The 21,239-nt window shown below is 31.0% G+C and carries 19 protein-coding genes and 1 pseudogene; 9 read left to right on the forward strand and 11 right to left on the reverse strand.

Annotation, left to right across the window (positions count from 1 at the left end; all coding sequences use genetic code 11):
• Nucleotides 1–5 precede the first annotated feature (5 nt).
• Together C7N41_RS01700 and C7N41_RS01710 are read right to left on the reverse strand one after the other, a co-directional pair.
• Nucleotides 6–3,167 (reverse strand): type I restriction endonuclease subunit R, encoded by a 3,162-nt coding sequence (locus C7N41_RS01700; protein WP_105964002.1) that lies wholly within the window; start codon nt 3,165–3,167, stop codon nt 6–8.
• 400 nt (nt 3,168–3,567) lie between these two features.
• Nucleotides 3,568–3,840, reverse strand: a complete 273-nt coding sequence (locus tag C7N41_RS01710; protein WP_105964004.1) for a hypothetical protein — start codon at nt 3,838–3,840, stop codon at nt 3,568–3,570.
• A 100-nt stretch (nt 3,841–3,940) separates the two neighbouring features.
• Between C7N41_RS01710 and C7N41_RS01715 the strand changes: the two genes are divergently transcribed.
• Entirely contained in the window at nt 3,941–4,264 is a 324-nt protein-coding gene (locus C7N41_RS01715) for a hypothetical protein (RefSeq protein ID WP_105964005.1), read from the forward strand.
• Between the two features lie 47 nt (nt 4,265–4,311).
• On the opposite strand, the gene C7N41_RS07730 is transcribed toward C7N41_RS01715, so the two are convergent.
• The 8 genes and pseudogenes from C7N41_RS07730 to C7N41_RS01745 all read right to left on the reverse strand — a co-directional run bounded on the left by C7N41_RS07730 (nt 4,312) and on the right by C7N41_RS01745 (nt 10,665).
• Nucleotides 4,312–4,488, reverse strand: a complete 177-nt coding sequence (locus C7N41_RS07730) for a hypothetical protein (protein ID WP_167390222.1) — start codon at nt 4,486–4,488, stop codon at nt 4,312–4,314.
• Nucleotides 4,489–4,559: 71 nt separating this feature from the next.
• Entirely contained in the window at nt 4,560–6,047 is a 1,488-nt protein-coding gene (locus tag C7N41_RS01720; RefSeq protein WP_105964006.1) for a hypothetical protein, read from the reverse strand.
• A gap of 81 nt (nt 6,048–6,128) precedes the next feature.
• Nucleotides 6,129–6,545 carry an Hsp20/alpha crystallin family protein gene (locus C7N41_RS01725; RefSeq protein ID WP_105964007.1) on the reverse strand — a complete coding sequence of 139 codons (417 nt, stop codon included), beginning with the start codon at nt 6,543–6,545 and terminating at the stop codon, nt 6,129–6,131.
• A gap of 40 nt (nt 6,546–6,585) precedes the next feature.
• A pseudogene (locus C7N41_RS07765) lies at nt 6,586–6,834 on the reverse strand (Hsp20 family protein); the annotation flags it as partial.
• 32 nt (nt 6,835–6,866) lie between these two features.
• Nucleotides 6,867–7,010: a hypothetical protein gene (locus C7N41_RS07770; protein ID WP_225362836.1), complete on the reverse strand. Its 144-nt coding sequence runs from the start codon at nt 7,008–7,010 to the stop codon at nt 6,867–6,869.
• A 207-nt stretch (nt 7,011–7,217) separates the two neighbouring features.
• Nucleotides 7,218–8,534: a GH25 family lysozyme gene (locus tag C7N41_RS01735; protein ID WP_140936091.1), complete on the reverse strand. Its 1,317-nt coding sequence runs from the start codon at nt 8,532–8,534 to the stop codon at nt 7,218–7,220.
• A 143-nt stretch (nt 8,535–8,677) separates the two neighbouring features.
• On the reverse strand, nt 8,678–9,979 hold the full coding sequence (locus C7N41_RS01740; RefSeq protein ID WP_105964009.1) for a sensor histidine kinase: 1,302 nt from the start codon (nt 9,977–9,979) through the stop codon (nt 8,678–8,680).
• Nucleotides 9,976–10,665 (reverse strand): response regulator transcription factor, encoded by a 690-nt coding sequence (locus C7N41_RS01745; protein ID WP_105964010.1) that lies wholly within the window; start codon nt 10,663–10,665, stop codon nt 9,976–9,978. Before C7N41_RS01745 ends, C7N41_RS01740 begins: the two co-directional genes overlap by 4 nt.
• Before the next feature lie 110 nt (nt 10,666–10,775).
• Here C7N41_RS01745 and C7N41_RS01750 point away from each other — a divergent pair, with 110 nt between their 5' ends.
• The 7 genes from C7N41_RS01750 (at nt 10,776) to C7N41_RS01780 (ending at nt 18,264) form a co-directional block, all read left to right on the forward strand.
• Nucleotides 10,776–11,174: a GtrA family protein gene (locus C7N41_RS01750; protein WP_225362837.1), complete on the forward strand. Its 399-nt coding sequence runs from the start codon at nt 10,776–10,778 to the stop codon at nt 11,172–11,174.
• The gene (locus C7N41_RS01755) at nt 11,171–13,273 is read left to right on the forward strand and encodes an ArnT family glycosyltransferase (RefSeq protein ID WP_105964011.1); all 2,103 of its coding nucleotides are present in this window, start codon (nt 11,171–11,173) and stop codon (nt 13,271–13,273) included. Before C7N41_RS01750 ends, C7N41_RS01755 begins: the two co-directional genes overlap by 4 nt.
• A gap of 18 nt (nt 13,274–13,291) precedes the next feature.
• A complete protein-coding gene (locus C7N41_RS01760) occupies nt 13,292–14,257 on the forward strand; it encodes a glycosyltransferase family 2 protein (RefSeq protein WP_105964012.1) in 966 nt (321 codons plus the stop codon).
• A gap of 113 nt (nt 14,258–14,370) precedes the next feature.
• Nucleotides 14,371–15,306 (forward strand): restriction endonuclease, encoded by a 936-nt coding sequence (locus tag C7N41_RS01765; protein WP_140923867.1) that lies wholly within the window; start codon nt 14,371–14,373, stop codon nt 15,304–15,306.
• A gap of 249 nt (nt 15,307–15,555) precedes the next feature.
• Nucleotides 15,556–16,935 carry a hemolysin family protein gene (locus C7N41_RS01770; RefSeq protein ID WP_105964014.1) on the forward strand — a complete coding sequence of 460 codons (1,380 nt, stop codon included), beginning with the start codon at nt 15,556–15,558 and terminating at the stop codon, nt 16,933–16,935.
• A gap of 68 nt (nt 16,936–17,003) precedes the next feature.
• Nucleotides 17,004–17,465: a class Ib ribonucleoside-diphosphate reductase assembly flavoprotein NrdI gene (gene nrdI / locus C7N41_RS01775; RefSeq protein ID WP_105964015.1), complete on the forward strand. Its 462-nt coding sequence runs from the start codon at nt 17,004–17,006 to the stop codon at nt 17,463–17,465.
• A 46-nt stretch (nt 17,466–17,511) separates the two neighbouring features.
• Nucleotides 17,512–18,264, forward strand: a complete 753-nt coding sequence (locus C7N41_RS01780; protein ID WP_225362838.1) for a nitroreductase family protein — start codon at nt 17,512–17,514, stop codon at nt 18,262–18,264.
• Nucleotides 18,265–18,303: 39 nt separating this feature from the next.
• Here C7N41_RS01780 and C7N41_RS01785 read toward each other — a convergent pair whose 3' ends face one another.
• Nucleotides 18,304–19,473, reverse strand: coding sequence for an MDR family MFS transporter (locus C7N41_RS01785; protein WP_105964016.1), 1,170 nt, complete (start codon nt 19,471–19,473; stop codon nt 18,304–18,306).
• 246 nt (nt 19,474–19,719) lie between these two features.
• Between C7N41_RS01785 and zwf the strand changes: the two genes are divergently transcribed.
• Nucleotides 19,720–21,192, forward strand: coding sequence for a glucose-6-phosphate dehydrogenase (gene zwf / locus C7N41_RS01790; RefSeq protein ID WP_105964017.1), 1,473 nt, complete (start codon nt 19,720–19,722; stop codon nt 21,190–21,192).
• Nucleotides 21,193–21,239 lie beyond the last annotated feature (47 nt).

Here is a 21,239-nt window from a genome sequence, read left to right on the forward strand (position 1 = left end):
CCTTATTAATAATCATTCATTTCACGAATGAATCGTTCTAGTTCTGGTTGTAAAGCTTGATTATAGCTTAATTTGTTCTTAATTAGTACATTTACTAATTTACTAAATTCACTATCTGGTTGTTGTTTGGCCGCTGCTTGGTAGTCTCCAGCATCCATTAAGTCTTGAATATGTGGAAAGTCATCATTAGCGGCATCATAATCTTCAGTTATCTGTTTTAGTTCATTGGTTGGTAATCCCCATTTTGTGGCAAATTTTTCATAAGATTGATGCTTTTTGTTTTCTTCATAATGGGCAACAAAAGCATCAAATTTATCTGGAGCAACGTAATTATGTTTTAAATATCCTAACATTTCTCGCAATAATGTAGCTTGCTTAGCATGACCAGATTGATCGTACTCATTAATTTTGGTTTGAACTTCTGCTTCTTTTTGCAGATATTCAGGCATGTTTTCTTGATATTCTGTATCAGTTTTATATTGAGGGGTTAAATCAACTAATTCCTTAATTAAATTAGTAATGTAATCATAGTCAACTAATGTCGTTGAACCAACTGATAATGAGAAATCTAGATTATCTAATTCATCGTCTTTATCAGTATCATTATCTGGCTTATCTTTAACTTCTTGTTTAATCCGTTCATATTTACCAACATAATGTTGCACTTCATCTTCAGCTAAACCAAATTCTTGTTCACTATTATTCCAAGAAAAATCATTATACATAGATAGTGAATTCAATTTGTTAATTACTTTTCTAAATGTTTTTACAAAACTAACTTTAGCATTATCGCCCTTTAAATCATCAGCTGCATTAGCATTCGGAGCAACTGCTTTTAAGTCAGCCACCAAGCCACTAAATTCTTTAACGGCATCTTGATAATCAGGACGAATCAATTCCTTGTAAGAACCACCTTCACCGTATAATTGATAAGCATCAATTTCATTTTGTTCTGTAGTTGCTGGTCTTCTAAAAGTAACGATTTGTCCTTCACGTTTATAGTCATTATTCTCTAAACGATTAGTTCTGGAATAAGCTTGAATTAAGTCTGCATATTCAAAATTTCGATCAACAAATAACGTATTTAATTTAGGAGCATCAAAACCAGTTAATAAACGACGAACTACAATTACAATATTGATTTCTTTATCCTTATCTAAATGTGCATAATAAGATTCACGACGTGCAGCACGTTTAGCGACATCTTCATTATATAAATTAATTTCTTCATTATTATTATGGAAGTTTGTCCCATATTGCTCGTTATAGTCTTTAAGGATTGTTGTCATTTCATCTTGGTTCTTTTGACTATCATCATTATTTTCAGTTAATGAATAAGTAATGGCAACACGAGGCCAACCGCTATCTTTTTTATTAACAATATTTTGCTTTTGCGCTTTAAATTTTTGATAGTATCGCATGGCCATTTCAATGGAGCTCGTAGTTAGAATAGCATTGTAATTACCATGACCTAAACTAGTCTTACGTGGTCCTTGCTTTAAGATATAATTAACAACTTGATTTAAATGATCATCTTTTTCATACATCTTACTAGTTAGGTATTTTTCTTTATCAATTTTTTTCATTGAATGAACATCAGATATAATTTTTGCTTTGTCATCTTCAGTCACAATTTTACCGTGATTTGATTTTTTCTTAGCTTCCTTATCTTCCACTTTTTGAATGACAATGTCATCTAAATTATCAATTGTATCAACATGTTCAACATTGAATGGTAAAACCGCATGATCTTCTAAAGCATCCCGCAAATTATAAGTATGACAACACTTACCAAATAATTCTTCGGTAGTAACTCCAATATCACCTTTAAATTTTTTCTTGTTTTCATTGAAGATTGGAGTTCCGGTATAGCCATACCAATTACTATTAGTAAAAGCTTGTTTAATACTTTGACGCATTTTACCAAATTGTGAACGGTGTGCTTCATCAACAAAGAAGCATACTCGTTTCTTAAGGATCTTGCTAATTTTGGTATTACGACCATCTGCTTGTGCCTGTTGCTCATCACTAACTAAGTTGGCCATTTTTTGAATTGATGATACTAAGATTTTACTGTCATTTTTCAAAAGTTCACGTTTTAAGCTACCTGTATTTTTAGCATCTTTAATTTGCATATCATCATTATATGCATATGCATTAAAATTGTTAGTAGTTTGGTCATCTAAAGCTTTACGATCAACTAAGAATACTACTCGATCAACTGCTGGTAATTGAGCTGCTAACTTAGCAGTTTTATATGAAGTTAGGGTTTTTCCAGAACCAGTTGTATGCCATACATAACCATTTTCATGTTCTTTTATTCTTTTCATAACAGCTTCAATCGCATAAATTTGATATGGTCTTAGCAATAATAATTTTTTACGTTCTTCATCTAAGGCTGTATATTCACTAACAATTTTATGTGCCATTGGAATATTCAATGCTTGTTTAGTAAAGTCCATCCCATTTTCAATCAACTTATTGTTGGCATCACGCCATTTAAAAATAAATGACTTATTAAATTCATCAGGCTTACAATTAGCAAAATAGGCGGTACTGTCAGGACTCATAATGACAAACATTTGTAGTAATGAATAAATATCACTATATTTATTTTCTTTGGAATATTTTTTAATTTGGTTAAATGCTTGATTAATTTCGACAGTAGATTTCTTTAACTCTAATTGAATTAATGGCAGTCCGTTAATTAATAAAGTGACATCAAAGCGACGATCTTTGGTATCCCCCATGGATGAATTACCTGGTCGAATTGCTTGGCGTACAATTTCATAGCTAGAATTGCCACCTGCCACATCAGCTTTCCAAAAAATACTAAGTGTAACCTGCTTGCCCAAGCTTACATCATCACGTTCAATTTCAATCTTACCGATACCATTTTCAGAATCTAATAATTGTGCAGCTTCATATGGACTTTTAACATTACTAATTTTGTTTTGCACTCTTTTAAATTCTTCATCAGTTAATGGCTTTTGTTTTAAAGCTGCCATATTATTATGATTTAATTTATTGCGAAAATTATCCCATAATTGTTCAGGAGTAGCTTCATACAAATCTTTTCTCTCCGTCCATTGATTACTATCAGTGGAAAGTTGTTTAACAACTTGTTTTTCAAAGTCTAGTTCACCTTGAGTTTTATAATTAGTCATATTGTTCCTTTCAAAAATAAAAACACCTTAACCAAAATAATGGTTGAGATGTTTTGTTTGGTTAATCATTAATTCATATATGTATAATATTTATTGTATCATATATGAAAAATTATAATATGTTAATATATGATTTAAGGATGGTGATTATATGCAAACTCAAGATGATAAATCATATAGTGCTTATATTAGCTTTCAATCAATATTATTATTTCTTTACATAATGACAATTAACAATATGGGTATGATACTGCGAATTATATCTGCTTTAATATTACTAGGTATGTATTTTTTGGAATATACAAGTTCCCTAATCATTTTCATAAAAATACCAAAATAATAACTACATTTTCAATAATTATAGGTTTGTTTTTAATGGTTCTTGCTTCAAGCATGTAAACTATTTAATCGCGTTCATAGCCCAAAAAGCAAAAACAATCATTAATATAAACAATAAACCACTTACAGCTGAAATAATTGTTCCTGCGATAGCAAATCCTTTAGGCTTTTGGAATAATCCAATTATTGAAAAAATAATTCCCAGTATCCAAAAAATGACACTAAAAAGAGACGTAAATGATACCACAACTGAAACAATCGATAATACAAATCCAGCAATTCCAATTCCATTAGATACTTTAACGTTTTTAACTCTACTATAATTTTCATCCATAATGATTGCTCCTAAATTGAAAAACTAATATATAAACAAATTATTAATAGTCAATAAACATATGTGTTAGCATTATCCAGTATATAGGAGGTGTTGAAAAATGAAAAATAAACTATCAATTAACAGATGGATTGGTTTCTTAAACATCGTATTTATTATTTCTCAATCCATCTTAGGTGTTATGGAATATAAACACTCCATTTCAATTTCTGAACTTTCAATGATAACAATCATCTCAGCAATTATTTTAATTATTTTAGATATTATTTCATTGATCAAGAGTAAAAGTGCTGGAATTTCTATATCTGGTTCTATTATCGGAATTATCGGAAGTTTAGCATCTATTCATTTTGGAATTATTGGATGGATTATCTTAATAATCTCATCTGTTCAATTATTCAGACAAAAATCTACAAAAAATTAATAATATAAAAAGTACCATTCAGATTTTATATCCTGAATGGTACTTTTTTAATGTCTTTTACGCATGAAATTAACGATCAAACTGATTACAGCTTCTAATAACATCCCAACTGCCATCATTTTCATCGCAATCATTTGTGCTCCCATATCATTATTAAATGCAAAATATAATAAAACTAAATAAAAGATCACAAAAAATAATGAGATAATTTTAGAATTGCACATTTAAATCGCCTTCTTATAACTTTATATATACAGTTTATAACAATTACAAAGTAATAACAAGTACATATTATTTATTTGGGGCCATTAACTAAATTCCAAGTAGCCGTTCCCCTATAATTTCCAGAATGTAATCTTATATTATTAGGAATCTTAATAGATATATTATTTAAAGAAATATCTTTAACCCCATCTTTACCAGAAAAATTAAAAGTTTTATTTTTATTATTATAGGAAGAATTATTGCCTTGGAAATATTTAGAACTTATTGTATCTTTTCCATCAGTCATATCAGATAATGATAAATTCATACGCCAGTTACTATTATTAAAACTTCTGATCTTAAAAACAGGAGAATTTTGTATCCTAGCAATTGTATTTCCCATATAAGATAAGCTTTGCGTTCCAAAATTGAGGTTAGGAATACTATCTATCGATAAGACTTTCTTACTTAAAAGATCTTTCATTTCTTGAATTGTATTAAATTTTTGGTCATTAAGATTTGATAAAATATCATTACTATAATTTCTGCTACGGTGAACAATTTGTTGTACATAATGATTGATATGATCCTCATTTTTGTTACATATATCTCTTACTTGCTTATCTAAATAATTTTGCGTATTAGAATCATACTGTTGATCATTGTTGATTTGCTTTTGTAAATTAGATAATTCTTCATTTAAGTCTTTGCTTACTTTTTGTTCTCTATTTTCTAAGACGGCTGCATTATGTTGATCTCCATGAAGATCATGGTAGCTTAGTATTCTAAGCACTTCAAAAACAGGAGAATTCATATACCAACTTATAGGAACTTTTCCATTTAAAGTATTACGAATTAAATAAAAATAAATTTTTGAATCTTTGCTGATAAAATGATTTTCATAATTATTATTAAAATTAATGGATACTTTAAAATTACTTAATGAATTATTATTCAAGTAAAAATTAGATATATCATATCCATCTTTACTGGAATCATTTTTCTTTTGAAAGTTATTATCTATTCCATAAATGGAATTATAAGCAAATCTATCGGCTTCTTTAGATAATGAAAAACCATTATCCTCACTAATACCATAATATTTTGTGTTACTTCCATTAAAATAATTGCTAATTGAACCTTCTGTTCTAACTCTGGTATCAATGTAAGCATCATTATCCTTTAAATTTGGAATATTAACTTCATAAGATATATTGTTAATATTGTTAATAATATTATTTAAAGTAATATTTCTAGGATTATAACCATCATAAGGATTATATTTATATAAAATAGTATATGGGTTGTCAGAAAATCTATTATAATCTATTTTGGGTCCTACTCCATAGTAATCGGGGTTAAAATAATCCCCTTTACTAATAAAATATCCAGATGGCTTTGGTTCAAAAAAGCTTCTGCTATGTAAAGTATTATAAAATTTTCCATCATTAAAATTATAATAATTCCCCGCATCACTACCATCACCCTTAGCACTTACAGGAAGAAAATAGACTAAACATAAACAAAAAATTAAAAAAAGCATCAATTTTGATGCAAAAATTAATTGATTTATTTTCATCTAATATCCCTCCTATCCAAAATAATTATAGTACAAAAAAAGACCCGAGCACAAAGTCTCGAGTCTTTTCTTATTTAGAAATTAATCAATGTTAATTTCATGTTTTGCTTTATCTTTTGCTTCTTTTGGTAATGTAATCTTTAAGATTCCACCATCATATGATGCTGAAATTTTATCACTTTCAACATTAGGAAGGTAAAATGCACGACTAACATTACTAGATGAACGTTCACTTCTAATTAATTGTCCATCCTTATCCTTTTGATCTTTATTCAAATCATGAACAGCATGGATACTTAAAGTATCGTTACGATAATCTAAGTCAATATCATTCTTCTTGAAACCAGGTAATTCAGCATTTACTTCAAAGTTATTATCATTTTCAATAACATCGGTCTTCATTTTAGAAGTATTAGTAAAATTCTTACCAAAGTCACCAAAGAAACTTTCCATTGGATCCAACATATCAAAAGCACCATTTCTTAATTCATTAGCCATAATACAATCCCCCTATATTTTTATATTATTTAATTTAAAATTAGTCGATATTAATCTTGTGTTTATTATTATCTTTTGCTTCTTTTGGCAATGTAATCTTCAAGATTCCACCATCATATGATGCTGAAATTTGATCATTTTCAACATCAGGTAGATAGAATGAACGTGAAGTATTACGAGCTGTACGTTCTTTTCTAATGACACGTCCAGCTTGGTCATTATTTTCTTTCTTCAAATCGTGAGTTGCACGAATATTTAAATTATCATTTGCGTAATCAATATGAATATTATCTTTTTTAAATCCAGGTAATTCAGAGGTTACTACGTAATTATCTTTATTTTCAGTAACGTCAGTTTCATTTGATTACTAGCAATTGAATTGAAGAAATTCTTACCAAAGTCACCAAAGAAATCATCGGTTGGTTCGAATACACCTAAATCACTGTTTCTTAATTCGTTAGCCATAATCAAAAACCCCTTTCAAAAGTCTTTATTATTTGTTGATTTGTTATTTCCTTATCAACAGTTTCTATATTAGTCAGTAATGGTCAGATAGTCAAGAGAAAAGTAGCACTCTTTTGATGAGAGTGCTAAAAAGTGTGTATAAACATTGATATCAAAGCATTTATGATAATAAAAAAAGTAGTAATTAAATTACTACTTTAATAAATATTATTTAAATGCACTTTGATAAATCCAACCAACTAGCTTACCTCGATAATAAGCTTGATAATAATAACTATGCCAGCCATCTTTGTTAGCACGACGAGTAATAGTCATTTTCTTATTAGCATAATCAGAACCATTAGCAGTAGTTACAGTCCTAGCAAAACCACTATTGTTAACATGATTATGGAAAGCTACTTTAGGGTTATTTTTCATTACTTTAGTAGTTGAATATTTAGAATACTTAACATTAGGAACTAATGCGTTCGTATTCACCCAACCCATAGCATGACCATTAGAATACATACGATAGTATGTCCTTCCATTAATAGTTGCGATGGAATTGATATACATACGTTTACGAGTATTCTCACTTACACTGGAAAGTGCATAAGTTTTACCGATAAATTTATTATCACCGGGAACATGATTATAAAATTTATAATTATAACCAGCCTTAACAGTCATAGTTTTATTTTGTTGAACATATTGTGTATTTCTTGTTTGTTGTTGTGATTGATCTGAATTGTTTTTTTGATCTTGGTTTGATGAATTATCATTATCTTGTGATTGATTGTCATTATTTTGATTATCATCAGCTGGTTGAAGTTGTGAACTGTTATCAGAACTATTACCAATAAACCAATTAGCATCTTTCGAAGTTAATAAATTAGCATCAATTCTTTGACCTAAAGAATTTGAATAAAATTTACTAGAGAATTGCCATAAAACATGTTCTCTGCTAGGTTCTTGGTTTTGATAAGCAGCCAACCAATAACCATCATAATTACTAACAGCTGAAGCAGCATGGGCCTGCATAAAGCTAACATAAGAATAGAATAAAATCTTACGTTGCCCAACTAGTGGACGCAATGCATCAACCCAAGCTTTAGTAGCATTGTTAGTTCCACCAGATTTAACTGTTTGTGATTCATAATCATTTACATAGAATTTTGCATTAGGCGCACGGCGATATAAAGTTTTAGCTTCATCCGCAGCATCCGATGGACTTTCATATTGACTAAATGAATATACTCCATATGGAACGCCATACTTTTCTAATAAATCACGATTATGGTTAAAGGTCTTATCATAATATTGACTACCATATTGAACTCGCAAAATAACAAATGGCACTTCATTTTTTAATTGTTGCACTTGTGCATCAGTAAAATTATGTTGCCATTCAGATAAATCATAAACTGTATTGCTAGCATTAGCATCACTAGCGCTTGCAGCATGAACATTACTCTTAATTGAACCAAAACTAACCAATAATAGCGCCATTGCTACAATGGTTAATAAGACATTTTTTATTTTCATACACTGATAGTGAATATTATTCAACATAATACCCTATATCTTTTACACCTTCCTTCTATTGATAATATTTTAATTGTAACAAAGAGCAGTATGAAAATAGGTTAAATAGAGTTTAAGTTTTCTTTACAAATATAACAGTTCAATTAAAGACTAATATTTACAATGAAGACAGTCCCTGTAGGATGATTATCACGTACCGAAATTTTTCCATGGTGTTGATTAACAATCCATTGGGCGATGGATAATCCTAGTCCATTACCACCAGTTTTGGAATTCCTCGATTTATCGGTTCGATAAAACCTTTCAAAAATATGCGCTTTGTCTGCATCTGAAATACCATTTCCTGTATCGGAAATTAAAAGTTTTAAGTTGTTATGATTATTAGATATTTTTACGTTTACACTACCACCAGTAGGAGTATATTTAATCGCATTATCCATTAAAATTACCATTAATTGTTTAATTAAATCACCATCTAAATTACCATGCCCACTGACATTAATGTCACTTAATAACACTTTTTGTTGACTATTAGTAATTTCAAAAAATGGTTGCACGATCTGATCAAAAAATGGTTTTAGTTCCACATTTTGTTTATTAGATTGAATGATATTGGAATCCGAACGTGCTAATGTTAACAATCTTTGCGTCAATGTTTTTAGATGTTTAGATTCCTCTAAAGTGGTTGAAATGGGTTGAATTTGATCAATGATTTTATCATTGGGCTTCGTTAATAAAAATTCCATTTGATTCTGAATCACCGTTAATGGGGTTCTTAATTCATGTGCAGCATTCGCACTAAATTCTTTTTGTTTATGCCAAGCCTTCATTACTGGTTTCATACTAGATTTAGATAGATAATAAGCAATCAAAATTGCGATAATCCAAAAGAAAATTAAGGTAATAATTAATGCTTCAATAAAACTGTGCAGTGCTAATAAATCGGCATCAATATTCTGTAAAATCAATACATAGTTGCCCGCATAATCTGGATTATCATTATACTTATCAACTTTTATTAATAATGAGCGAAAGTGCGTCGTAAAATCACGAGCGTTTAAATTAACATCCTGAGTTTCATTAATATTATGTTTACTTAAAGTGATTTTATTTAATAGGGTATAAGAACGTTGTCCCAACATATTTTTGTTTAAAATTTTACCATCTTTATTAAAAACAATGATATTAGTTTGAAAGGCTGCATTCTTATCAGGATTGAATGGCGTTGGACGATTACTAGGTTGTACCGACAAAGGTCCTTGATTGACATTTCTTTCAATATGATGTTTTTGACTATAAAGCCCAGCATCAATATTAGAATAAATCGAATGTTGAAAGAAAAAATAAACAATAAATCCTAGTGATGCAAATAAAATAGCAAAACCAATTAATTCTTTAATAAAGAATTTTAACTGTTGTTTATGTTCTAAAACTTTTTCTTTCACTGTTCAGCACCCTCTAGCATATAGCCAACATTCCGCAATGTTTTAATTGGATTCTCTCCTGAAACTTGTTTAATTTTCTTTCTTAAATTACTCATATAAACTTCAACTACTGTTAATGAAGTCTCTGATTCAAAGCCCCATAAGCGATCAAAGATCTGATCTTTAGTGATAATAGTTGAAGGATTTTGCAAGAAATAAACCAATAAATCATATTCCTTACCATTTAATTGCAAGTGTCGGTCTTTATATTCCACCTCATGGCGATTAAATTCCACTGTAAAACCAGCATATGTTAATTGATTATTATTACCAATGCGACCTGCTCGTTTTAGCAATGCTTTTACTCGCATCACTAGTTCTTCACGGTGAAATGGTTTGGTTAAATAATCGTCCGCACCTAGTTCAAAACCTCTTACTTTATCACTTAAGGTATCTTTAGCAGTTAAAATCAATACTGGCATGTCAATTTCATCAACATTGCGCCAATGTTTTAAAATGTCATAACCACCAATTTCTGGCAACATTAAATCTAAAATAGCAATATCATAAATACCATCTTGACCAAGCATCTGGCCTTCAAAACCATCATGTACAACTTTAGTTTTTCCAATTGGTTTTAAAAATTGTTCCACACTATCAGCAAGTGCTTCGTCATCTTCTACAATTAAAATATTTAAATCTTCCATTTAAATACCCCCAAAAATTTTATTTTTAAGTTTTCTTTATGATTAGTTTAAGTTTAGTTTATGTCGCTTAAATTATACTTAAAATATTCAAAAGAAAGGAATTGGTCAATATGATGTTATGGATTAAGCAACTTTTTAAGTTCGGTATCATTGGCTTAATTAATACCATTTTAACTTATCTTATTTATACATTATTATGGCACATAACTAATCCGACAATTGCAATGGCAATTGGGTATGGGATCACTTCAGTTATTGGTCTGACTATTAATAAGCAATGGGTATTTAAGTCCAATAATAATTTAAGTAAAATTGCTGTTAAATACTATACAACTTATCTATTAACATGGCTATTAAGCGTTACGATAACGTATTTAATAAGCACTCAATCTACAATTAATGAACAAATCATTCCATTAATTGCTTTAATTATTACCATACCGACAAACTTTTGCTTAAGCAAATATTGGGTCTTTTCTAATCATCAAAATAAGGAGGAATACGAATGAAAAGTAAAAATCGATCACAAGCTCGTCATTATAGATTTCATATTGATTGGATTTTAACGATTATTTTAGTAATCGCATTAGTTCTGTATGGCTATGGGACTTGGAAAACTGGTTCCGCCAATGATTTTTATACTTCTGCAATTACTAGCATGACACAAAGTTTTAAGAACTTCTGGTATGCCAGTTTTGACCCTGCTGGATATATTACGGTGGATAAACCGCCAGTTGCTTTATGGTTTATGGCCATCTCGGCTAAAATCTTTGGGGTCTCAAACTTTAGCGTCGTTTTACCTTCTGTTTTATTTGGCGTTGGTTCTGTTTATTTAATGTATCGACTAATCAAACCCAAATTTGGTAAAAATGCTGGGCGCATTGCTGCGTTTGTAATGACAATCACGCCTATTGTCGTTGCTGATTCAAGAACTAATAATATGGATGCTACATTAGTCTATTTCCTATTATTATCATTATGGATGCTACAAAAAGCCGTCGATAAGAAAAATATTTTCTGGTTAATGGGTAGTTTTGCCTTAATTGGCTTTGCCTTCAACATCAAAATGCTCCAAGCATTCATGATTGTCCCAGCCATGCTTCTATTCTATTGGATTGCTAGTAAGACTAACTGGAAGCAAAAAACTATGCACACCGTGCTAGCAATCATTTCCTTAGTAGTTTTAACGCTTGCATGGCCTTTATCGGTAGATATGACCTCTGCCAATAATCGTCCTTATGAAGGTGGTTCCGAACACAATTCAGTGATGGAATTGGCCTTTGGTTATAATGGAACCCAACGTTTATTGGGGCAAACTACTGGTACCGGTGGCACCTTTAAAGGCATGGGTAATCAAAAATCTAAAAATAATCAAACTAATAAAAATCAACCGACCCCACCTAATATGAGCAAAAAGAATCAACAAAAGAGTCGTATGAAAATGCCCGGTGGCAATAAACCTGCTGGCATGAAAAATGGTGGTGCTCCTGGTGGAGGTGGCGGTAGTATCTTTAACATCGGTACTGCTGGTCCATTAAGACTATTTCAATCAGCGCTAGGCCCACAAATTAGTTGGCTATTACCATTTGCTATTATTGGGATGCTTGCCTCTTACATTGTATATGCTGATCCTAGAAGAAAATGGTATCAAACTACCGAAAAGCAAAAACAAATTGTACTATGGACCGGTTGGTTAGTACTAGTTGGTGGCTTTTTCTCCGTCGCTAGTTTCTTTCATCCCTATTACACGATCATGTTAGCACCAGCAATTGCTGCTTTAAGCGGAATTGGCTTAATAGGTATGCTTAAGGCGCTCAAGATATTTAATCGTAAAGACATCCGTTTTTACTTCTTACCACTGGCTATCGCTGTTACTGCAATGCTTCAAGCATGGTATGTATCAAATTATTACTCATGGTTAACAATTCTGATTCTAGTAATTGGTATCGCAGCTAGTTTAGGCATTATCTTTATCAAATCCAAAAAGGTAATGAAAAATGTCATTATTGCTGGTTTGATAACTATCTCAATTGCGCCTAGTTTCTGGTCAATGACCCCTACGATTGCTAAAACTTCGGATGCTATTCCTAGTGCTGGCCTTGATTTATTAACCAGTCATGGTAATCAAGGTGGCATTGGTAGTGGATCCGTCAATAACAAATTATTAAAGTATTTACAAAAGAATCAAGGTAATGCTAAATACCTATTCGCTACTGCCGATTCAGGAACAGCTGCGCCTTATATCATTAAGACTAAAAAAGCAGTCATGGCTATGGGTGGATTCAATGGAACTGATCCTGCAATGACCCTATCCAAATTTAAGCAATTAGTTAAATCTGGCCAAGTTAAATACTACTTAGATGGTGGTAAATCTGGTTCAACTAATAGTTCCATTGTCAATTGGATTAAAAAACATGGTAAAAAAGTATCAGCTAAAACATATGGTGATACTTCTACTTCAAATAATAAACAAGGTCATTTCGGTAACAAGCAAAAAATGGGCATGCCTAATCAAATGATGCCACGCAAATCATCCAATCATCAGATGAATGGTGGTCCGCAAAATTCAAGTGAAACATTATACGACCTTTCAAATATTTATAAATAATTGTTAGGAGGTAAAAAGATGCCAAATAATCAAGCTTTAATTTCAATTGTGTTACCAGTCTTTAATGAAGAAGCTGGGATTAACAACACAATTGAAATATTAGAAAAATTTATTAAATACCAAGCAGAACAATATGAATTAATTTTTGTTGATGATGGATCAAAAGATAAAAGTATTGAACTCATTAATAAAGCACAAAATAAATATTCAAATATTAAAGTTATTGAATTTTCACGAAACTTTGGTCATCAATTAGCAATTACCGCGGGTATTAGATATGCTAACGGTGATGCAGTGGTCGTTATGGATGCAGATTTACAAGACCCTCCTTCCGTCATTCCTAATATGATTCAAAAATGGCGTGCTGGTTATGATGTTGTTTATGGTAAACGTCTAGTACGTGAAGGTGAAACATTATTTAAAAAAATAACTGCCAAAACTTTTTATCGAGTGATGCATAGAATATCTAATATTGATATTCCATTAGATACTGGTGATTTTAGATTAATGGATCGAAAAGTAGTAAATACTTTATCGAAACTAAAAGAACCTGAGCCATTTGTTAGAGGCTTAGTTAGTTGGGTTGGCTTTAAGCAAACTTCTGTTCAATATGAACGTCAAGAAAGATTAGCTGGTGAAACTAAATATCCACTTTCTAAAATGACACGTTTAGCAAGTGATGGTTTAACATCATTTTCAGATGTTCCTTTAAAATTAATAAATTATGTCGGTGCTATTAGTATCATAATTGGCTTGCTATATGGATTTATCATGATGTTTAATCAATTTACCACCGTTATCTTTGCCACTTCAGCATTGTTTGTCCTAAGCGGAATGATTATGCTTGGCATGGGCATTATTGGTAACTATTTATTTAGAACGTTTGATGCATCTAAGCACCGTCCACAATATGTAATTGCCAATAGTTATGGTTTTCAAAGTCATCGCAAAAATATAAAAACACTCAAACAAAATAAAGGTTAATAAAAGGGATGCATTATATGCATCCCTTTTATCGTCTATCCTTGTCATACTAGGAATTATATCCTTTTTTTGATAAAATAATGGTAATTATAAATTAGAAAGAGTAATTAACAGTGAAAACCTGGAATACTATTAGAAGATGTCTATGTATTTTAATCGCTATTAGCATGATTACTGGAATTAGTGAATTTAAAACTAGTGAATTAAATATTTGGATTACGCAAATATTGTCTATATTTACCAGTTTAGCCCTAATTTACATAATTATGCCTAGTCGTGAAAGAAACTTATTAAAGACCATTTATTTTAATCTAACTGGTCGTAAAGCTTTCATCTTCAAAGTTAAGTATAATCAACATAAAAATATTCAGTATAATAATTCAAGTTTAAAAATGAATCAAGAAACGTTCTATCAGCAATCTAATAATTACATTAAACAAATCGAACAAATGAGAATGCAAAAAAATAGTTTAGAAGAAACGATTGATTCAATGACCGCATATAAACAAAAATTAAGCCAACAAGTGAATGAAATTAATAAAGTTTACCAAGATTTAAGTTATTTAAAAAATGAAAAAAGTGAGCTTTTAACAGAAATTGATGAATTAAAACAAAAAGTAGAACAATTAAAAACAAAAACATCAAGTCATCAATACATTGAATTTCTAAACTTCCAAGCTAAAAATAAATTACAAGAAATTGATGGATTTGATGGCTATCAATTTGAAAAACTGACTTGTAAATTACTAACCAAATTGGGCTTTCAAGATGTGAAATCAACTAAAGGTAGCAGTGATTATGGCATCGATGTCCTGGCTAAAAATGGAGAAACCACTTATGGATTTCAATGTAAGCTATATTCCTCACCGGTTGGTATCAAAGCAGTTCAAGAAGTTAGTTCTGGTGTTGAATACTATAAATGTAAAAAAGCAATTGTTATTAGTAATAGTTATTTTACTCCACATGCTATCAGTGCTAGTAAGGAATTAAATGTTGATCTTTGGAATCGTGACAAACTATTAGATTTATTAACCGAAATAATTGAGTAAAGAAAAAGAGCAGCCAGCGGCTGCTCTTTTCCTGCTTGATGAGTTACTTTTCTTATTTTATGCGATTTTACAAATTATTTAAACCATTTCGAACAATTTATTTTTTATTCTTCATAAATTAGGCAATAATAACAGACAATAATGGCACTTCATTAGCAAATGACTTAAAATAAGGCCTAATAACAGGTATAATGTAGTTAATGTAGTTAATTACATATAATTTATATAAAAGAAACGGGGAATGTTCTGTTGGATAGTGGTGCATTAGCTTTTCAAATCATCATTGTTTTAATAGCCTTCTTCTTTGCGGCATTCTTTGTTGCGTGTGAATTTGCTTTAGTCCAAACACGTTACAGTATGTTGGAAGAGGAACAAGAAAATAAAGGTAAATCTAAAAAGTTATCTCGTGAAATGTTCATGATAACTAATTTAAATGATTATTTATCAACAACTCAAGTGGGAGTATCACTTAGTGGTATTATCATGGGTTGGATTGGTGAAGCATTATTCGTAGATGGATTATTCGATCTACTAGAAATTGATCCTAATTTCATTAATCCAGGTACTGCTCATGCAATTGGTAGTATTGTTGGTGTATTAATTTTAACTTACTTAGAAGTTGTATTTACTGAAGTTGTTCCTAAGAACATCAGTATTGCAATGCCTAGAAAGATTTTGGGATTTGTCGCTACTCCATTACATTATTTCCATAAAATTTTCTACCCTGGTGTTTGGGCAATTAATGTCACCGCAGCCGGTGTAGTTAAATTGATGGGTCTTAAAATGACTGACGAAAGTGATGAATCCATGTCACAAGCTGAAATCTTAAACATTTCTAAAGACGCTGTTAAAAATGGTGCTCTTGAAAAATATGACTACTTGTATATGCAAAGAGCCTTTGATTTCAACGATAAAGTGGCTAAGGATATCATGATCGATCGTACTCAACTAACAGTTATGGACATTAATACTAATGTTAAAAACGCTATTGGTAAATATCTACAAACAAAATATAGTCGAATTCCAATTGTTGAAAATAATAATAAAGATAACATTCTGGGCTATGTTTACTGTTATGATATGATCCGTCAATCACGTGTCAATCCAGATATTAAAGTTGAACGTTTATTAAGAGATATCGCAACCGTGCCAGAAAACATGAAAATCACTGAAGTTTTACAACAAATGATTAAATTACGTACGCCTATTGTCGTAGTTGTTGATGAATACGGTGGAACTTCAGGAATTATTACTGATAAAGATATTTACGAAGAATTATTTGGTACTGTCAGAGATGAAATTGATCCTGCAACCAACGAATATATCTTTAAACAACCTAAAGGTACCTACCAAGTTAGCGGTAAAATGACTACTTATGATTTTGAACGTTACTTTAGAACCGAAATCAAAGACTTCAGCAAATCAGATAGCGTAACCCTTTCTGGTTACTTTATTGATAATCATCCTAATATGAAAATTGAACCCGGAACTGAATTTACAGTTGATCAATTTACATTTAAAGTTCTTCATTTTGAAAATTCATTTATTAATTTATTTGAAGTTAATGTAAATGATGATCTTGATTCCAATAATCAAGAAGAAAAGATTAGTGAAGATAACAAAAAATAATCATTATTATAAAAATCTGTTAGAATTAATTTCTAACAGATTTTTTTGTATTGAAAGGAAGCCTTCCATTGAAACCTATTCGTATTCTATATATATCAATCGCTGGTAACACCAAAAATTTCGTTAATAATTTAACTAATTTTGCCAATGAAGAAAACAAAAAAGACAGTAACAACCCCACTATTGAAGCCACTGAAGTTTCAGATCAAACTGATTTTGCACATGAACATAGTAACTTTTTTGCTTTCGTACCCACCTATTTAGATGGTGGCAACGGTATTGATAATGGTGTGAAAGAAATGATGACCAATGCTTTAGGTGAATATATTGCTTACGACAATAATCGTGATTATTGCATTGGTGTTGTTGGATCAGGAAATAAAAATTTTAATGAACAATACTGCCTATCAGCAAAACGCTACGCTGAGTCTTTTGATTGTCCATTCGTTAGTGATTTTGAGTTACGCGGTACTGACCGTGACTTACCAAGAATATATAATTTACTAAAGCAAACTGCTTTGAAAAACTAAAATTTGCTGATAAACTTTTTTAAAATATCTTAAGGAGTTTTGAATCATGGCAATTGATAATGAAGTTTTAAAAACTATTCAAAATCATCGTAGTATTCGTGATTTTACAGACGAAAAATTAACTGATGAAGAAGTTAATATATTAGTCAATGCTGCTCAAAGAACTTCTAACAGCATGAGTGAACAACAATATTCAATTATCAGTGTAACTGATCCTAAGAAGTTGGCACGTTTAGGCGAAATTACTCTGCACCATTTGCCAGATAAAGCTGGTCATTTTTTCTTATTCATTGCTGATCAGCATCGTAATGCGCAAATTATTAAGCATCACAAACCAGATGCTAATTTAGAAGCTCTTCATTCTGCAGATAAATTTTTAGCCTCAGTACATGATGTTGATTTAGCAGTACAAAATACTTTATTAACAGCTGAAAGTATGGGCTTAGGTGGAACCATTATGGGAAGCATCTATAATAATCCCAAAGAAATTATTGAAATGTTTAACTTGCCTGAACTAACCTTTCCAGTTTTGGGCTTAGCAATTGGTCATCCTGCATCAATGCCTGATTTAAAGCCTCGCATTAACAATGAACTTATTCATTTTGAAAACGGATATCAAGAACCTGACATGCAAATTGTCGAAAAATTTGATAAAACATTGAATGAATATTATAAAAATCGTAAAGGTAGTAAGCGAGATACTAACTTCTTCAAAAATATTTGGTCAGATATTGCAAAAGGAAATTATCGTAAGGACTTATTACCTGCAATTAAATCACAAGGTTTCCTACAAGGATAAACAAAAATGCTTTATGTTTAGAACATAAAGCGTTTTTATTTAAGCAGATTTTTTATTTTTATATATTACAATAAGCCATGTCACCATTATAACGGTAGCTGTGAAGATGAATAATGGATTATATCCTAAATATTCAACAAATAGCCCACCATACAAAGGACTAATTGCCCTTCCAGCTGACATTAAAGCATTAAAGACTCCTTGATATTTTCCCTTTTCAGATTTACTAGATAATTGATCAATCCAAGCAGGCACATCAGGTAGTCCAATCATTTCTCCAAAAGTTAAAAATACCATGATCAATAAAAATCCTGTATAACTTTTTACAAATATTAATCCGTAGAAAGAAATTGCAAATATTAAAATCCCAATAAAGACTTGTGTAGAAATTTTTATTTTAGTTTTTTTACTTAAATAGTTAATCAATGGTTGTCCAATAACAATCATTAAACCGTTAACCGTCCAAAGACTAGAATAACTTTCAAAAGAAATGCCCATATTAACCATATGAACGGACATGACACTTTCCCACAAGGTATAACTTAGATAAACACCGAATACCATCATACAAATAGGATAAATCAAATTAATTTTAGAATGTTCAACCGTTTTAACTGGTTGTTTCTTATCAGCTGGAAGTGATTGGGAATCATTAAAATCAACATTAAAGTAAAAGAAAGTCATTAACCAAAGAGCTACATAAAAAATACCGGCAGCAATAAAGACAGTTGCAACTCCATACTTTAATAAATAACCAACCATTGCAGTTCCAATGACTACTCCTAAGTTTAAGCCAATATATAACAGATTAAAAACTGAACGAACATCACGATCTTTAACCGTAGTTGCATAGGAATTCAGTAATGTCAGGTTAATCCCATCACCAAAACCCAAGAACAATAGTAAAATCGCAAATGTTGGCCACCCGTTGAAGAAAATTAAAGCAAGAATTGCAAAGGTTGAGATTGAAATTCCAATCATCGAAGCCTTATAAGCTGACCATCGATCAAATAAAAATCCTCCTACATAATTACCAATAATCATAAAACTAGACATTAATAATAATGAAACTCCTGAAACCATTAAAGATTTATGTAGATAATCATTTATATACATTGTTACTAACGGCCACATAAATGATGCCCCTGAATTAAGTAACAAAGAATACATAAAGATTAATTTCATCCCTAATCCTTTTCTTTTCTTCATAACGATTCCCCCTTTTATGTAAAATATTCATTTATACAATTATAAAGCTTTTGTTGAACACTTTTCTAAACAATTCGCTTATAAAAATAATAAAGCGTTTTCATATCCATTTTGTGTAGAATTAAAACACTTTTTTAATTTCAATTTGTGTTATATAATAACCATGTATATAGAGCGAAATAAATCGTTTATTTAGTTAGACATTTATTGTAGCTTCGTTCAAATTTTGTATAAGGAGTGACGGTATTGGCAACAGCAACTCGTGCCTTGTTCATGCTTTTTGGTGCAACAGGTGACTTAGCTAAACGTAAACTATACCCTTCAATTTTCAATTTATATAAAAAGGGCTACATTGATCAAGAACATTTTGCATTAATTGGAACTGGTCGTCGTGAATGGAGTGACGACAAATTCCACGAAGTTATTGTGGAATCAGTAAAAGACAATGCTGAAAGTGAAGATGAAGCTAAAGGCTTCGCTAGTCACTTTTACTACATGTCACATGATGTAACTAATCCTGAACATTATGATGCACTAAGTGAATACGCTAACAAATTAGATGATAAATATGATATTCAAGGAAATCGTATTTTCTACATCTCAATGGCTCCTAACTTCTTTGGTACTGTCGCTAAGAATCTAAAAGCACATAATTGCTTATCAGATAATGGCGGTTTCAATCGTTTAATCATCGAAAAACCATTCGGTCGTGATTACGAATCTGCTGAAGAATTAAATAATGCGTTAGGTAAATCATTTAACGAAAACCAAGTTTACAGAATCGACCACTACTTAGGTAAGGAAATGGTTCAAAACATCTTAGCATTACGTTTTGGCAACCCACTTATCGAAGGTATTTGGAATAATAAATACATTAAAAACGTTCAAGTTACCCTAGCAGAAAAATTAGGGGTTGAAGAACGTGCTGGATATTACGATGGTGCTGGTGCCCTTCGTGATATGATTCAAAACCACACTATGCAAATGTTAAGCATCCTTACTATGGAAGATCCAGTTTCATTTAAAGATGTTGATGTTCGTAGTGAAAAGATTCGTGCTTTACGTAGCATGAGAATCTACTCACCAGATGAAGTTCGTGAAAACTTTGTTCGTGGACAATATGGTAAAAATGGTGATCAAGCTGATTATCGCCATGAAGACAATGTTCCTGAAGATTCAAATACAGAAACATACGTTGCAGGTAAAGTAATGTTTGATAATCAACGTTGGGCAAACGTACCATTCTATATCAGAACTGGTAAGATGTTAGCTGATAAGTTTACTCGTATTGACATTGTATTTAAAAAACCTCTTATTGATATCTTTGCTGCTTCAGGCAAACAAGAAGGCGACTTACAAAACAATGTTCTAACATTATTCGTTGACCCTGTTAATAAGGTAATCTTACATCTAAATGGTAAGAAAGCTGGACAAGGTATGGAAATGCAACCACTTGATTTAACTCATGTTCAATCAGATGCTGAAAAAGCTGCTACTCCAGAACCATACGAAAGACTTATTCACGATGCCATCCTAGGCGACGCTACTAACTTTGCTAGTTGGGATGAAGTTGGTCGTGCATGGAAATTTGCTGATGTAATTAGAAATGTTTGGGACAATGACCAACCAGACTTCCCTAACTACACTCCAGGTTCAATGGGACCAAAAACTGCTGATGAATTATTAGCACGCGATGGTAACGAATGGATTAAAAAATAATTTATATGACATTTAATATGTAAAATGTTAAAATTTAAGTGTATATT

It is taken from the genome of Apilactobacillus micheneri, from assembly GCF_002993975.1.
In the GTDB taxonomy this organism is placed as follows: domain Bacteria; phylum Bacillota; class Bacilli; order Lactobacillales; family Lactobacillaceae; genus Apilactobacillus; species Apilactobacillus micheneri.